General features: G+C 72.2%; 12 protein-coding genes. 6 read left to right on the forward strand and 6 right to left on the reverse strand.

Annotated features, from left to right (window positions below):
- Positions 1–91: 91 nt before the first annotated feature.
- The gene (locus AB0411_RS09275) at positions 92–676 is read right to left on the reverse strand and encodes a PadR family transcriptional regulator (protein ID WP_366416640.1); all 585 of its coding nucleotides are present in this window, start codon (positions 674–676) and stop codon (positions 92–94) included.
- Between the two features lie 137 nt (positions 677–813).
- On the opposite strand from AB0411_RS09275, the gene AB0411_RS09280 reads away from it, so the two are divergent.
- Together AB0411_RS09280 and AB0411_RS09285 are read left to right on the forward strand one after the other, a co-directional pair.
- On the forward strand, positions 814–1,404 hold the full coding sequence (locus AB0411_RS09280; RefSeq protein WP_366416641.1) for a hypothetical protein: 591 nt from the start codon (positions 814–816) through the stop codon (positions 1,402–1,404).
- On the forward strand, positions 1,401–2,750 hold the full coding sequence (locus tag AB0411_RS09285) for a carotenoid oxygenase family protein (RefSeq protein WP_366416642.1): 1,350 nt from the start codon (positions 1,401–1,403) through the stop codon (positions 2,748–2,750). Before AB0411_RS09280 ends, AB0411_RS09285 begins: the two co-directional genes overlap by 4 nt.
- Before the next feature lie 493 nt (positions 2,751–3,243).
- Here the strand turns inward: AB0411_RS09285 and AB0411_RS38090 are convergent, their stop codons facing one another.
- The 3 genes from AB0411_RS38090 to AB0411_RS09305 all read right to left on the reverse strand — a co-directional run bounded on the left by AB0411_RS38090 (position 3,244) and on the right by AB0411_RS09305 (position 7,959).
- Positions 3,244–4,413 carry a MerR family transcriptional regulator gene (locus AB0411_RS38090; RefSeq protein WP_437041518.1) on the reverse strand — a complete coding sequence of 390 codons (1,170 nt, stop codon included), beginning with the start codon at positions 4,411–4,413 and terminating at the stop codon, positions 3,244–3,246.
- 721 nt (positions 4,414–5,134) lie between these two features.
- Entirely contained in the window at positions 5,135–6,865 is a 1,731-nt protein-coding gene (locus tag AB0411_RS09300) for an SDR family oxidoreductase (protein WP_437041520.1), read from the reverse strand.
- 227 nt (positions 6,866–7,092) lie between these two features.
- Complete coding sequence (locus AB0411_RS09305; protein ID WP_366416644.1) at positions 7,093–7,959, reverse strand: M24 family metallopeptidase; 867 nt, start codon at positions 7,957–7,959, stop codon at positions 7,093–7,095.
- A 208-nt stretch (positions 7,960–8,167) separates the two neighbouring features.
- On the opposite strand from AB0411_RS09305, the gene AB0411_RS09310 reads away from it, so the two are divergent.
- The 4 genes from AB0411_RS09310 (at position 8,168) to AB0411_RS09325 (ending at position 11,929) form a co-directional block, all read left to right on the forward strand.
- Positions 8,168–9,223 (forward strand): ABC transporter ATP-binding protein, encoded by a 1,056-nt coding sequence (locus tag AB0411_RS09310; RefSeq protein ID WP_366416645.1) that lies wholly within the window; start codon positions 8,168–8,170, stop codon positions 9,221–9,223.
- Positions 9,213–10,139 carry an ABC transporter permease gene (locus AB0411_RS09315; RefSeq protein ID WP_366416646.1) on the forward strand — a complete coding sequence of 309 codons (927 nt, stop codon included), beginning with the start codon at positions 9,213–9,215 and terminating at the stop codon, positions 10,137–10,139. The genes AB0411_RS09310 and AB0411_RS09315 overlap by 11 nt, the downstream gene beginning before the upstream one ends.
- A 79-nt stretch (positions 10,140–10,218) precedes the next feature.
- The gene (locus AB0411_RS09320) at positions 10,219–11,130 is read left to right on the forward strand and encodes an ABC transporter ATP-binding protein (protein ID WP_366416647.1); all 912 of its coding nucleotides are present in this window, start codon (positions 10,219–10,221) and stop codon (positions 11,128–11,130) included.
- 79 nt (positions 11,131–11,209) lie between these two features.
- Positions 11,210–11,929, forward strand: a complete 720-nt coding sequence (locus AB0411_RS09325) for an ABC transporter permease (protein WP_366416930.1) — start codon at positions 11,210–11,212, stop codon at positions 11,927–11,929.
- 74 nt (positions 11,930–12,003) lie between these two features.
- Here the strand turns inward: AB0411_RS09325 and mltG are convergent, their stop codons facing one another.
- Positions 12,004–12,849, reverse strand: coding sequence for an endolytic transglycosylase MltG (mltG, locus tag AB0411_RS09330; RefSeq protein WP_366416648.1), 846 nt, complete (start codon positions 12,847–12,849; stop codon positions 12,004–12,006).
- A gap of 358 nt (positions 12,850–13,207) precedes the next feature.
- Positions 13,208–14,515, reverse strand: a complete 1,308-nt coding sequence (locus AB0411_RS09335; RefSeq protein WP_366416649.1) for a CynX/NimT family MFS transporter — start codon at positions 14,513–14,515, stop codon at positions 13,208–13,210.
- Positions 14,516–14,592: the final 77 nt, after the last annotated feature.

Here is a 14,592-nt window from a genome sequence, read left to right on the forward strand (position 1 = left end):
GGTGGCAGGCCGTGGGGCGGGGCGGACGGCGCTTCACGGCTCGTGCCCCGCGGGCCCGCGGGGCCGCCGCCTCGGGCCGTCGCCCGGCCCGTCACTCCCCTTCGTGCTGCCGTTCTTCCGTGTGCTGCGCCCTGGCGAGTTCGCTCGCCTTCCTCGCCTTTGCGCCGGTCACCTCCTCGGCCGCCCAACGGGCCCATTCCTCCTGGGTCGCCGAGATCCGCAGGCCGTACTCCAGCGCGATCCGCCCGTAGACCGAAATCATGTCCTCGTCCCACTCGGCTGTCTCCTCGACGTGCTCGAGCGCGGTGCGGGTCTGTGCGGCGCGCTCGGCCTGATGCAGGAGGAACGTCTGCGCCTCGAGGGGCGTGACGATGCCGAGGAAGAAGACGCGCAGCAGGCCGTCATGACGCTGGGGACCGCTGGGTTCGACCGCGGTGAGCCAGTGGCGCAGTTCCGTCAGGCCGTCCTCGGTGATCGCGTATTCCTTGCGGCCGCGGGGGCCCTGTGCGGCGACCTCGACGAGTCCGGCGGTCGTGAGCTTGGTGAGCTCGCCGTACACCTGGCTCTGGGTGGCCGGCCAGACATTCGAGAGCGAGGCGTTGAACAGCTTCATCAGGTCGTAGCCGCTCGCCGGGGATTCGGCCAGCAGACCCAGCACGGCATGTTTCAGGCTCATGGTCCGCACTTTACCTTCCACTGTTGACATGTCAAAGATGGAGGTTCTATGTTCGACATGTCGAAGTTGGAATGTGCGGCGTTGCGGCGGCTGATCCCGGTGCCGAGGCGCGCGGTCGTGCATGAAGAGGGGGAATCATGAACTACCTGCGGAGCTTCATTCCGTGGCTGGTCTTCGCGGCGGTGTCCTCCGCCGGTTGGCAGTGGGGCGCGCTGGCGGGCCTGGTGACAGCGGCGGCGCTGCTCGTCGCCGACCGTGCCGCGGGTCTTTCGCTCGGCCACCGACTGCTCGAGTACGGCACGATCCTGTTCTTCGCCGCTCTCGGCGTGCTGGCCTTCGCCCGCCCCGACAGCGGTCTCCGGATGTACGGCAGCGCCCTGTCGACGGGCTGGCTGGCACTCATCGCCTGGGCGTCGATCGCCGCGCGGCGGCCCTTCACGATGGCGATCGCGCGACGGATGGCCCCGCCGGAGGTCTGGCACACCCCGCTGTTCCGCCGCATCAACGTCGTGCTCACGGCGGCGTGGGCGCTCTCCTTCACTCTCACCGCGCTCGCCCAGACCGCCCTCTCCGCCTACCACCCCAACGTCATCTACTCGATCGTCATCCAGATCGCCGGATTCGTCCTTCCCATCCGCTTCACCGCCGCCTACCCGGAGCGGGCCCGTGCCCGCTTCATGAAGAACTCCGGCGCGCGGAACGACATTCAGGGAGGCCTGGCCTCATGACCACCTCATCCCCGACCACCGCCACCGCATCGCAGACCCCCGCGCCCCATATGGCCGGCAACTTCGCCCCGGTGAAGGAAGAGCTGACCGCCTACGACCTCCCGGTCACGGGCACGATCCCGCCCGAACTCACCGGCTGGTTCCTGCGCAACGGACCCAACCCGCGGGACGCCGCCACTCCGCACTGGTTCTTCGGTGACGGCATGGTCCACGGCCTGCGCCTGGAGGGCGGCCGGGCCGTCTCCTACCGCAACCGCTGGGTCCGCACCTCCGCCTTCACCGAGGGCGCGCGGGCGGTGGACGCGCAGGGCCGCCGCGATCTGGCGGCAGGCGTGGCCAACACCCATGTCGTCCGCCACGCCGGACGCACCCTCGCCCTGGTCGAGTCGTCGTTCCCCTACGAGATCGACTGCCGCCCCGGCCATGAGCTGGAGACCCTCGGCGTCCATGACTTCGGGGGCCGGCTCACCACCGCCATGACCGCTCACCCCAAGACGTGCCCCACCACCGGCGAGCTGCACTTCTTCGGGTACGGCGGCCCCACCCCGCCCTACCTCACCTACCACCGTGCCGACGCCTCGGGGGAGTTGGTGATCTCTCGCCCCATCGACGTTCCGGGGCACACGATGATGCACGACTTCCACCTGACCGCCGGCCATGTCGTCTTCATGGACCTCCCGGTCGTCTTCGACCGCAGCCACCCCGGCATGCCGTACCGCTGGAACCCGGAGTACGGCGCCCGGCTCGGGGTGCTGCGGCGTGACGACCCCTACGGCGAGGTCCGCTGGCTGCCCATCGACCCCTGCTACGTCTTCCACGCGCTGAACGCCCACGACGAGGGCGACCAGCGGATCGTTCTCCATGTCGCCCGCTACGCCGACTTCGGCGATATGACCCCGGCCCACCTCTGGCGCTGGACCCTCGACCTCACGACGGGCACGGTCACCGAGGAACAGCTCGACGACCGGCTCTGCGAGTTCCCCAGGGTGGACGACCGGCTCGCCGGACTGCCGGCCCGCTTCGGTCATGTCACCACCGGCGAGCTGCCGGGCACCGGCCCGATACCCGGCGCCCTGGTCCGGTATGACCTGCAGACGGGTGCGGTCGTCCAGCACGACTTCGGCCCGGGCCGCACCCCGGGCGAGGCCGTCTTCGCCCCGGCGGACGACCGGCCGGGAGGCCCGGGCTGGCTGATCACCTACGTCTACGACGCCTCCAAGGACACCAGCGATCTCGTCGTACTCGACACGGAGGACATATCCGCCGACCCCGTCGCCACGGTCCATCTCCCGCAGCGAGTGCCGTACGGCTTCCACGGCAACTGGCTGCCGGATCCAACTGGTTGAGGTTCCGAAGGGCGCGGTGGGGCCGCGGACCGCTTGTTCTTTGACAACTCAAGAGTGGTGCGGGGAGGCGGGTGGGCTGCCGACGGGGTGGCAAGCGGTGCGTACCTGTTGCGGGCGGGCTTCGGGCCGGCAGGCCCTCTGTGACGTGAGCGGCCGCGGGGCGCGGGCCGCGCATGGCCGGCGCCCGTGCCGCGCAGGGCACGGTCTCCGTGCCGTTGGGTGCGGCAGAAGCTGTTGCCGTGCTCGCGGGCGGAACTGGGGGCGTTCGGGTGGCCGCGGCGCCGGAGCGGTTTCGGCGCATCGGCGCGGGGCTCACACGCGGCGCCGGAGCCGTTTCGGCGCCGGACCGGTCTCGGCCGCGGTCAGCCGGTGCGGCCGTCGTGGGAGCGGGAGCGGCCGCGGCAACCTGTGGGGCCGCAGCCGGACCAGGACTCGTTGCCGCCTTGATGGTCCGGGGCGGCCCCGGTCGTGAGGCCCGCGGCGCCGTCCCGCTTCAGCCCGATGACGCCGTCCCGCTTCCACCCGAGGCCAGGGCGTCCATGGTGCGGGCCTGCACCTCACGCCGAGCGGCGGCGGCAATGAAGGCTGCCGTGTTCTCCGCGCCCACCAGGGCCCGCACGGCCTGCACGGCTTCGGCGGGGAGCGCCACCGTTTCCGGCACCGCACCGGGGCCGGGTGTGGCACGGGGGTCCGCGCCCGGACCGGGGCCGGGCGACGGTACGACCGGCAACGACCCGGGGGCCGGACGAGGCCCGGGCACGCTCCCGGCCTCCGCCTCGGCCGGTGTTCCGGCCCCGGCCGACCCGGCCCGTTCCCACTCGGCGTTGTCCCCTGCCGACCGCCCCGGGGACCGCGCCTCGACGGAGCCCGCTGCCACAGTCGGCGGTTCCTGTGCCGACTGTGCTTCTACCGGGGGCAGTGCCTCGCTGAGGTGGTGGCGGAGGTACCGGGTGGCCAGGGTGCGCATGGCGCGGGCGAGTTCGGCGTCGATGGTCTGCTGGGCCAGGGGGCGCAGCCGGCGCACGAGGGCGGCGGCTTCCGCAGCTTCGGCCTCGGTGGGCGGGTGGTCCAGGAAGGGCTGGAAGACATGCTCGGTGGTGAAGTCCAGAAAGCGGGCGGCGATGTGCTCGACCTGGCCCCGGACTTCCCGCAGATGATCGGAGATCGCCAGGAGCGGGACGCCGGCGGAGTGCAGTTCGACGGCGACGGCGAGTTCCTGCGGGCTGGGCACGAGGAACTCGTCGTCCTCGCCGGGGATCCGCTCCAGGACGCCCAGTTCGACGGCTTCGGCGATCGCTTCCTCGTCGGAGGTGCCCCCGAAGGCGGCGTCCAGGTCCGGGCGGCTGATGCGGGACGCCTCCTCGTCGGTCCACGGCCCGTCGATCTCGGCGACCAGCCCCAGGACCCCGCCGAGGTCGAGGCCCGCGTCCCAGGCCTCGAGGAGTTCCTTGATGCTGGCGAGGGTGTAGCCGCGGTCGAGCAGACCGGCGATCTGGCGCAGCCGGGCCAGATGGGTGCCCCCGTAGACATTGGCCCGGCCGCGGCGTTCCGGGCGGGGCAGCAGCCCGCGGTCCTGATAGGCGCGGATCGTGCGGACCGTGGCGCCGCTGAGGTGCGCCAGGTCCTCGATGCGGTATTCGGCCGTCGGCGGCTGCTGGTTCACTGGGGTGCTCCTTACGACGGGCCGTGCGCTACGAGAGGGCCGCGCGGCCCATCGCGCACGCCGCGGCCCGTGCGGCCGGGGAGGACGTCGGACAGGCGACGGCCGTGCGCGGCGACCCTTCCTGCGAGGGATGGTACGACCGCCGCAGATACCGGGAATCGCCGCTCCCGGCTCACACCGACTGCGCAGCAGCCCGGTGTGGACGGCGCGGCGGCACCGACGGGCGCCGGCCGATGCTGCCGGCCGGAGCAGCGGCGTCTCATGCCCGTCGGACGAGACCCGGCGCGGCGAGATCGGGCGGTGCTCCCCGGCCGGGGGAGCCGGGGCGGATGGGGGCGCGAGGGGAAGGGCGAGGTGCTCATGGGCGGATCCTGACGTGTGCAAGTTCTCCGTTCAGGGCGGCGGGGAGCCGGCCAGTCCCGCGGCGGAGGCGCCTCCCTCCCCCGTGCCCGCTGGGCAGGCCGTACGACGGTGGATTCGGCCGGACGCCCGCCCGGCCGAGCCCTGGAAGAAGGCCCGCCCGGAGCGTCGGCTACAGCTGCCGCCCGAGCCCCGAGCCCCGAGCCCCGAGCCCCGAGCCCCGAGCCCCGAGCCCCGAGCCCCGAGCGCCCGAGCCCCGAGCGCCCGAGCCCCGGCCGCTGCCAGCGGGCCTCACGTGCCGCACCTCCCGTCCTGACCCCCCGTCCCAACCTCCCGGCCCGACCCCCAGCCCACCTCCCGGTTACAGCCGAGGCTCGAAGCGGGCGAGGGCGCGCAGTGCGCGTGGGGTGAAGCGGGACATCAGGCGGGCGCCGCGGGCTTCGGGGGTGACCGGTACCACCGCCTGATTGCGGACCACCGCGCGCAGGATGGCGTCGGCGACCTTCTCCGGCGGGTAGTTGCGCAGCCCGTACATCCGCGCGGCCTTGGCCTGGCGGCGCTTCTCCTCGTCGGCCGAGACACCGGTGAAGCGGGCCGTGGTGGTGATGCCGGTGTTGACGAGCCCGGGGCAGATGGCCGAGACGCCGATGCCCTGGCCCGCCAGTTCGGCACGCAGGCACTCGCTGAGCATCAGGACCGCCGCCTTGGACGTGCTGTAGGCGGGCAGCACCCTCGACGGCTGGAAGGCGGCGGCCGAGGCGATGTTGACGATATGGCCGCCCTGTCCGCGGTGTGCCATCCGCGTGCCGAAGATCCGGCAGCCATGGATGACGCCCCACAGGTTGACGTCCAGCACCTTCTTCCAGTCCTCGGCGCTGGTCCGCAGGAAGGGGCCGGACAGGCCGATGCCGGCGTTGTTCACCAGGACGTCGACGGTGCCGTACTCGGCGTCGGCCTTGTCGGCGAGCTTCTCCATCGCCATCTCGTCCGAGACGTCGACGACCTCCGCCCAGGCCGCCGGCGCACCGATCAGCCGGGACATCTCGGCGGTGCGCGCCGCGCCCTCGGCATCCCGGTCGACGGCGATGATCCGCGCGCCGGCCTCGGCGAAGGCGAACGCCGTCGCCCGGCCGATGCCGCCGGCCGCACCGGTCACCAGCACCAGCTGGCCGCCGAACCGGTCGGCGTGCAGGCCCGACGCCACGACCCGCTTCGCCGGATCCCCCTCTTCCTTGGCGGTGACGAACTCGCCGATCCAGGAGACGAGTTGATCGGGACGGGTACGGGGTACCCAGTGCTTGGCCGGCAGGGTGCGGCGCACCAGCTGCGGCGCCCACTGCTCCAGGTCGTCGTACAGCCGTGGGGAGAGGAAGGCGTCCCCGGTCGGGGTGATGAGCTGGACGGGGCAGTGCGCGTAGGCGTCGGTGCGCGGACGGCGGAGCCGGGGGAGGACGTTGTCGCGGTAGAGCCAGGCGCCGTGGGCGGCGTCGGTCGGCAGCGAGGCCGTCGGGTAATCGCCGTCCGGTACCTTCTCCACCCGCTGCAGGATCTGTGGCCAGCGGGTGCCGAGCGGGCCCTTCCACGCCAGCTCGGGCAGGACGGGCGTGTGCAGCAAGTAGACGTACCAGGACTTGGCGCTCTGATTGAGGAGCTGGGCCGCGCGCCGGGGGGTGGGGCGGGCCATGCGCTTCTTGATCCAGTGGCCGAAGTGGTCCAGGGACGGGCCCGACAGGGAGGTGAAGGAGGCGATCCGGCCCTCCGTACGGCGCACGGTGGCGAACTCCCAGGCCTGTACCGAGCCCCAGTCGTGGCCGACCACATGGACCGGGCGGCCGGGGCTGACGGCGTCGGCGACGGCCAGGAAGTCGTCCGTCAGCTTCTCCAGGGTGAAGCCGCCGCGCAGCGGTCGCGGAGCGGTGGACCGGCCGCACCCGCGGACGTCGTAGAGCACCACATGGAACCGGTCGGACAGACCGCGGGCGACCTCGGACCACACCTCTTTGCTGTCCGGATAGCCGTGCACCAGCATCACCGTGGGCCGTGCCGGATCCCCCAGCTCGGCGACGCACAGCTCGATGCCACCGGTCCGCACCCAGCGCTCCCGCGCCCCGTCGAGCCCCGCACCGCTCCCGGCCCCGGCCCGCGGCACCCGGTCCGGTCGCCGCCGATCGGCCTGCCGCCGCCGATCCGCCCGCCGGCCACGCGCCTTCCCCCGCACGGGCCCGCGCACAGGTGAAGGCGCCTGCCCCTGCCCCTGCCCATGCCCTGGCTCCTGCCCCGGCTCCTGTCCCTCTTCCGGACCTTGATCACGTCCCGTGTTCACGCTGCCTTCTCCTCCTGCCAGCGCCGCACATGCGGCAGATCGTCGTCCAGCCAAAAGGCGCTCTCCTGCGGGTCCTTGGAGTCCGTGACGACCAGGAGCTCCTCGAACTTCGCACCCGTACCCCGGAACCCGAGGTGGGGTTCGACCGCCCACAGCCCGGGCTGCGGCGGGTGGTCGGAGAAGGTGTAGGGGCTCCACAGCGGGGACCAGCCCTCGCGGTGGCCGTGCAGTGCGTCGGAGGCCAGGCCCTTGAGGGCCTGGGTGCCGAACCCGAAGAGGGTCGGGGACCAGCGGCGCTGCCCGACCCGGTCGACCTTGTGCGCGATGACGCCGAAGGGGTAGGCGCGGTGGCGGTTGGCGTAGCCCTGCCGCGCCATCAGCCGGTCGACGTCCTCATAGATCTCCCGCAGCGGGCGCCGCTCGCGGACCTCGCGCAGGATCAGCTCCCGGTGCGCTTCGAGGTCGGCGAGCAGCCGGTCGTGCACGGGGTTGAGGCCGAGACACCCGGAGTAGCCGATGTCGGCCGTGAAGCCCCGGTGGACCGGTGCCATGTCGAGGATGAAGGGCATCCCCGGCTCCAGCTCGCGATGGGTGGGGAAGAACTGCAGCGGAATCCGGAAGTTGGCGAAGGCGGTGCGGTCGCCGAACCAGGCGAACGGCAGATGGAACCAGTCCCGCACCCCGCGCTCGCGCAGCCACTCGCGCTGCATCCGCGCCGCCGCCCGCTCGGTGACCCCGGGCTTGAGCTGCGCGGCCACCGCCTCCGCGCAGGCGTAGGCGAGCCGCTGGACCTCTCTGAATCCCCGTAGCCCGGCGGTGAGTTCTCCGGCGCGTGATGAGGTCGCTGAGGTGACTGGAGCCATCGCCAACCGTCCGTCCGTGAGCGGTGCATCGCGGTACGTGCCCGTAACTTGACATTGATGAATGTGACAATGACCGGAGGCTGCGTCAAGAGGGCCGTCCGGATGCGCACCGCAACCCCGAGACCATGGCGACTCGGAGAAGGAGACCCCTACGGGCACGTAATACCGCAGGGGGAGGAACATCCCATCGTCTGGTCTGACGACCGCTGTGGCCGACGCCACTACCGTCGAGGACGTGACTGTGATCGTGACCGAAAGCCTGAGCAAGCGGTTCCCGCGGGTGACCGCCTTGGACCGGCTCTCCCTTGACATCGCCCCCGGCGTAACGGGCCTGGTGGGTGCCAACGGTGCCGGCAAGTCCACCCTGATCAAGATCCTCCTGGGGCTGGCCCCGGCCACCGAAGGGACGGCCCACGTCCTCGGTCTGGACGTGACCAAGGACGGCGGCACCATCCGTGAGCGGGTCGGCTACATGCCCGAGCACGACTGCCTGCCGCCGGACGTCTCGGCCACCGAATTCGTCGTGCACATGGCCCGGATGTCCGGTCTGCCGCCGGCCGCCGCCCGCGAGCGCACCGCGGACACCCTGCGCCACGTCGGCCTCTACGAGGAGCGCTACCGCCCCATCGGCGGCTACTCCACGGGCATGAAGCAGCGGGTGAAGCTGGCCCAGGCGCTGGTCCACGACCCGCAGCTGGTGTTCCTCGACGAGCCCACCAACGGCCTCGACCCGGCCGGGCGGGACGAGATGCTCGGCCTGATCCGGCGCGTGCACACCGACTTCGGGATCTCCGTCCTGGTGACCTCCCACCTCCTCGGTGAGCTGGAGCGGACCTGCGACCACGTCGTCGTCATCGACGGCGGGAAGCTGCTGCGCTCCTCGTCGACCGACGAGTTCACCCAGGTCACCGCTTCGCTGGCGGTCGAGGTCACGGACACCGAAGCGCACCCGGACGGCACTCGGGCGCTGCGCGCGGCCCTGACCGCCGCCGGAGCCACGGTGACCACCGGCGCCGCCGGTGCGGAGAGCCTCGCCTCCGCCGGGCACCTCCTGTATGTCGAGGCGGCCGGGGAGGAGACCTACGACCTGGTGCGGGACACCGTCGCCGGACTCGGCCTCGGCCTGATCCGGATGGAACAGCGCCGGCACCGGATCGCCGAGGTCTTCCGCGAGGCGGACGAGGCGGCCGCCACCCCCGCCACCGCAGGCGCCCCGAGCGCCCCGTATGCCACCCAGGACGGAGGCGCCCACGATGTCGCCTGAGCCCACGACGCCCGCGTCCGCGGCGCCGGTATCCGCCGCGCCGGGCGGCGCCTACATCCACAACATCGGCTACCGCCACTACGACGGCCCCCGCCTGGGCCGCGCCTACGCCCGCCGGTCGCTCTTCTCGCAGAGCCTGCGCGGCGCCTACGGTCTGGGCCGTTCGGCCAAGAGCAAGGTGCTGCCGATGCTGCTCTTCGCGGTGATGTGCCTGCCCGCCGCGATCATGGTCGCGGTAGCGGTGTTCACCAAGGCCTCCAGCCTCCCCGTCGACTACTCCCGCTACGCCGTCTACCTCCAGGCCGTCATCGGCCTCTATCTGGCCGCCCAGGCCCCGCAGTCGGTCTCACGGGACCTGCGCTTCAAGTCCATCCCGCTGTACTTCTCCCGCCCCATCGAGCGGGTCGACTACGTGGTCTCGAAGTTCGCGGCGATGGCCGGCGCGCTGTTCATCCTCACCGCCGCCCCGCTGCTGGTCCTCTACATCGGTGCGCTGCTGGCGAAGCTGGACTTCGGCGACCAGACCAAGGGGCTGGCTCAGGGACTGGTCTCCGTGGTGCTGCTGTCGCTGCTGTTCGCCGGGATAGGCCTGGTCGTCTCCGCGGTCACGCCGCGCCGGGGCTTCGGTGTCGCCGCCGTGATCGCCGTGCTCACGATTCCCTACGCTGCCGTGAGCGCCGTCCAGGGGATCGCTTTCGTCCAGGGCAACGAGGCCGCCGTCGGGTGGCTGGGGCTGTTCTCCCCGATCACGCTGATCGACGGGGTGCAGTCGACCTTCCTCGGCGGCACCAGCTCCTTCCCCAACGGCCTGGAGCCGTCGACCGGGGCCGGATTCGTCTACCTCTTCGTCACGCTGGCCGTCATCGCCGGCTGCTACGCCCTGCTGATGCGCCGCTACCGGAAGGCCGGACTGTGACCGCCCCCTGCCGCAGGCTCCCGGCCGCCCGCCTCTCCGGCCCGACGACCACCACCCTCCTAAGGAATGGGCTGCTCCCATGAGCACTCTCACCATCGACCACGTCTCGCGCTGGTTCGGCAACGTCGTCGCCGTCAACGACATCACCATGACCATCGGCCCCGGCGTGACCGGCCTGCTCGGCCCCAACGGCGCCGGCAAGTCCACCCTCATCAACATGATGGGCGGCTTCCTCGCGCCCTCCAGCGGCTCGGTCACCCTCGACGGGACGACCATCTGGCGCCAGGCCGGCAACTACCGCCACATCGGCGTGGTCCCGGAGCGCGAGGCGATGTACGACTTCCTCACGGGGCGCGAATTCGTCCTCGCCAACGCGGAGTTGCACGGCCTCGGCCGGGCGGAGGCCGCCAGGGCGCTGGCCACCGTCGAGATGGAGCACGCCCAGGACCGCAAGATCTCGACGTACAGCAAGGGCATGCGCCAGCGCGTGAAGATGGCCTCCGCGCTGGTCCACGACCCGTCCGTGCTGCTGCTCGACGAGCCGTTCAACGGCATGGACCCCCGCCAGCGGATGCAGCTGATGGAGCTGCTGCGGCAGATGGGCGACGAGGGCCGTACGGTCCTGTTCTCCTCGCACATCCTCGAAGAGGTCGAGCAGCTCGCCTCGCACATCGAGGTGGTGGTGGCCGGGCGGCACGCCGCGTCCGGAGACTTCCGCAAGATCCGCCGGCTGATGACGGACCGCCCGCACCGCTATCTGGTCCGCTCCGACAACGACCGGGCGCTGGCCGGCGCGCTGATCGCCGACCCCTCGACGGCCGGCATCGAGGTGGACCTCGCCGAAGGCGCCCTGCGCGTCCAGGCGGTCGACTTCGGCCGGTTCACCGAACTCCTCCCGCGGGTCGCCCGCGACCACGGCATCCGCCTCCTGACGGTCTCGCCCTCCGACGAGTCGCTGGAATCCGTCTTCTCCTACCTCGTAGCGGCCTGAGGCCTGAAAGGAGCCCTGACGCATGTCCACGACCTCCCCGACCGCCCCGGCCGCGCCCTCCGGCGCGCCGAAGGCCTCGCTGTTCCACCCCACCGTCGCCCGGCTCACCTACCGCGCCCTGCTCGGCCGGCGCCGGGCCCTGATCCTCTTCGTGCTGCCCGCCCTGCTGGTGGTGCTCGCGGTGGCCGTCCGCGTGCTGGCCGGCGCCGACGACTCCACCGCCGGCGGCATCCTGGGCACCTTCGCGCTGGGCACGATGGTCCCGCTGATCGGTGTCATCGCCGGTACGGGCGCGATCGGCCCCGAGATCGACGACGGCTCGGTGGTCTATCTCCTCTCCAAGCCGGTGTCCCGGTCGACGATCATCTTCACCAAACTCGGGGTCGCGATAGGCGTCACGGTCGCCTTCTCCGCCCTTCCCGTGCTGCTCGCCGGCTTCCTCCTCAACGGCAACAGCCAGCAGATGGCGGTGGGATACGCGGTGGCGGCGGCCGTCGCCTCGGTGGCCTACAGCGCCCTCTTCCTCCTGTTCGGCACGATCACCCGTCACGCCGTCGTGTTCGGCCTGGTCTACGCCCTGGTCTGGGAGGCGCTGGTGGGCACCCTCGTCCCGGGCGCGAAGACGCTCAGCGTCCAGCAGTGGGCGCTGGCGGTCGGCCAGAAGGCCGCCGCGGAGGGCGCGATCACCTCCGATGTCCAGCTGCCGCTCGCGATCGGCCTGTTGGTGGTCCTCACGGCCGCCGCCACTTGGTACGCCGCCCGCCGCCTGAAGGCGCTCACGCTGGCCGGCGAGGAGTAACGACGCCCGGGGCGCGGCGCGGCCGGACGGACCGCGGCGCGCCCGGTGGGGGAGCGGGCGCGAGGGGGTTCCCCCTAAGCCCCGCCACCGCTGCTTCCGCCACTGCCGCTTCCACCGCTCCCCGCGCCCTGCTGCCGGCTGTTGAACTCCCGGACGTTGCGCAGATGTTCCTGGTAGTCGGCGGTGAAGCGGGTGTCGCCCGGTTTGACGGTGACGAAGTAGAGCCAGTCGCCCGCGGGCGGCGCGCCGGCCGCCTTCAGCGCGTCGGCCCCGGGGTTGTCGATCGGCGTCGGCGGCAGCCCCGGGTACCGGTAGGTGTTGTACGGGTTCTTGGTCCTGGTGTCGGCGTGCGTGGTGTGAAGGGTGCTGCGGCCCAGCGCGTAGTTGATCGTCGAATCCATCTGCAGCGGCATATGGTGCGCCAGCCGGTTGTCGATGACCCGGGCGACCTTGCCCATGTCGGCCGGCCGGTCCGCCTCGGCCTGCACGATGCTGGCGATGACGACCGTGCGGTAGGAGCCGATGCCGTCGGCGGCGAGCCGCTGCTTGGCCGTCTTGACCATGTAGGAGAGCAGCGACGACGGGGTGGTGTCCGCGTCGATGGGGTAGGTCGCCGGGAAGAGGTAGCCCTCGGGATTGCCCTTCGCCCCGGCCGGCAGCGCCAGATGCGCGCTCCTGGCGGCCTTCGCGGTGGTGCCCGCGGGGCGGCGTAGGGCCTTGTCGGCGGCCGCGTAGACCTGGGAGGCCCGCTGCCCCTCCGGGACGGTCAGCGTCTGTCCGGGCCGCACCCCGCGCAGCAACCGCGGCAGCAGCAGCGCCGCAAGGACCACCAGCACACACAGCACCGCCACAAGAACGAGCCGGCCGGTGCGGGAGAGCCGCGGTCCTGGCCGGCGAACGGTGCGCTCAACATCGCTCATGGGGGCACGGTAGGCGAGACCACGGGGGCGCGAGGCCGCTGCTTTCCTGATCGTTGCCGACGGCGGAGATCATTCACCAGCTCGCCATCCACCGGCCACACGTTGCGGTGGACCCGGCTCGTACGTGCGGCCGGTGCCGGCCTTCCTGTGCGCCCACTCCCAGCCCGTACGTGCGTGCGTCAACGGGGCCGAGGAGCCGGGGCGAGCCCTGCGCCCGCCGGGCCGGCTGCGGATCCCGGCCCCGGCCCGACGACTGGGATGTCACGCCCCCCGGCCCGACGACACCGGCCCCGCCCCGGCCACATCGGCCCGTCCCGACCGCTCCGGCCCGGCCCCGCACGCTTCCCGTCCGGCTCCCCTACCGGCCGGTCGCCGCACCGATCCGCTGGTCCCGTCCCGCGCCCATGCCGACCAGGGACAGTCCGACGCAGACGGCGATCAGCAGCGCGAGGGGGACGGTCCAGCCGTGGGTGGCCTGGTGGACGGCGCCCAGGACGAGGGGCCCGGCGGCGGCCAGGAGGTACCCGCCGGTCTGGGCCATGCCGGAGAGGCGGGCGGCGGTGTGCGCATCGCCGGAGCGCAGCACCATCATGGTCAGGGCGAGCCCCAGCGCACCGCCCTGCCCGACGCCGAGGAGCGTCGCCCACAGCCAGGCACCCGCCACCGGAGCCAGCAGCAGACCGACGACGCCGCAGGCCATCAGCCCGGACACCGCCACGGCCAGCAGCCGCTGACGCCGCATCCGCCCGGCCAGCATCGGCACGATGAACGAACCGACCATCTGCACCAGCGTGCTGAAGGCGAAGACCAGACCCGCCTCGCCCTTGCCCATGCCGTGGTCGGTGAAGATCGTCGGCATCCAGGCGATGGTCACGTACGCGATCAGCGACTGCGAGCCCATGAAGAGCGTGACCTGCCAGGCCAGCGGGGAACGGCTCAACTTCGGCCCGTCCTCGTCGCGGTGCAGGGGAGTTGCCGCGGCCGCGCCATGACGGGTGCCGCGCCGGGCGATGAGCGTCTGCGGAATCCAGACGACCGCGGCGACGGCGGCCAGCAGCGCCCAGGAGACCAGCGCCCCCTGCCAGCTGCCGAGCGCACTCTCCAGCGGGACCGCGGAGGCGGCCGAGACGGTCGCGCCCAGGATCATCGCGGTCGAGTAGAGCGCGGTCATCCCCGCGGCCCGCTCCGGGAAGTCCCGCTTGATCAGGCCCGGCATCAGCACGTTCAGCAGGGCGATGGAGGTGCCGACCACCGCACATCCGGCGAACAGCGCGACCACCGGCGGGGCGACCCGCAGCACGATGCCGCCGCACAGCGCCACCAGCGCCCCGCACAGCGCCGCCTCCGTGCCCCAGCGGCGGGCCAGCTTGGGCGCGGCGATCGAGCCGAGACCCATGAAGATCAGCGGGATGGTCGTCACCAGACTGCTGGCCGTCGCGGTCAGCCGGAAGTGCCCGCCGATCTCGCCGAGCAGCGGCGAGACCCCGGCCAGCGCCGTGCGCATATTGAGCGCGGCAAGGACGATGCCGGCCATGAGGAGGGCCGGGTGGGCCCGCAGCCGTCCGCGGGCCGCGGCCACCGGCGGTGCCGCGACCAGGTCCTCTTCCGCGTCGATCAGGGGTGCCGCGGAGTCGATCAAGGATGCTTCGGACCTGGGCCCTGCCATACGTGCGTACCTCGCCAAGAGAAGAAACGGAACGGGAAAGAAACAGAAGAGAGGAGGAGACGGAACGAGCGATGAGG

It is taken from the genome of Streptomyces angustmyceticus (genome assembly GCF_040701845.1).
GTDB classification, from domain to species: domain Bacteria; phylum Actinomycetota; class Actinomycetes; order Streptomycetales; family Streptomycetaceae; genus Streptomyces; species Streptomyces angustmyceticus_A.

Excerpts from the sequence above, each read along its gene's own strand:
- AB0411_RS09320 (WP_366416647.1), top strand. The coding sequence starts at position 10,219 with ATGAGCACTCTCACCATCGACCACGTCTCGCGCTGGTTCGGCAACGTC.
- AB0411_RS09335 (WP_366416649.1), bottom strand. The coding sequence starts at position 14,515 with ATGGCAGGGCCCAGGTCCGAAGCATCCTTGATCGACTCCGCGGCACCC.
- AB0411_RS09280 (WP_366416641.1), top strand. The coding sequence starts at position 814 with ATGAACTACCTGCGGAGCTTCATTCCGTGGCTGGTCTTCGCGGCGGTG.
- AB0411_RS09275 (WP_366416640.1), bottom strand. The coding sequence starts at position 676 with ATGAGCCTGAAACATGCCGTGCTGGGTCTGCTGGCCGAATCCCCGGCG.
- AB0411_RS09285 (WP_366416642.1), top strand. The coding sequence starts at position 1,401 with ATGACCACCTCATCCCCGACCACCGCCACCGCATCGCAGACCCCCGCG.
- AB0411_RS09315 (WP_366416646.1), top strand. The coding sequence starts at position 9,213 with ATGTCGCCTGAGCCCACGACGCCCGCGTCCGCGGCGCCGGTATCCGCC.
- mltG (WP_366416648.1), bottom strand. The coding sequence starts at position 12,849 with ATGAGCGATGTTGAGCGCACCGTTCGCCGGCCAGGACCGCGGCTCTCC.
- AB0411_RS09305 (WP_366416644.1), bottom strand. The coding sequence starts at position 7,959 with ATGGCTCCAGTCACCTCAGCGACCTCATCACGCGCCGGAGAACTCACC.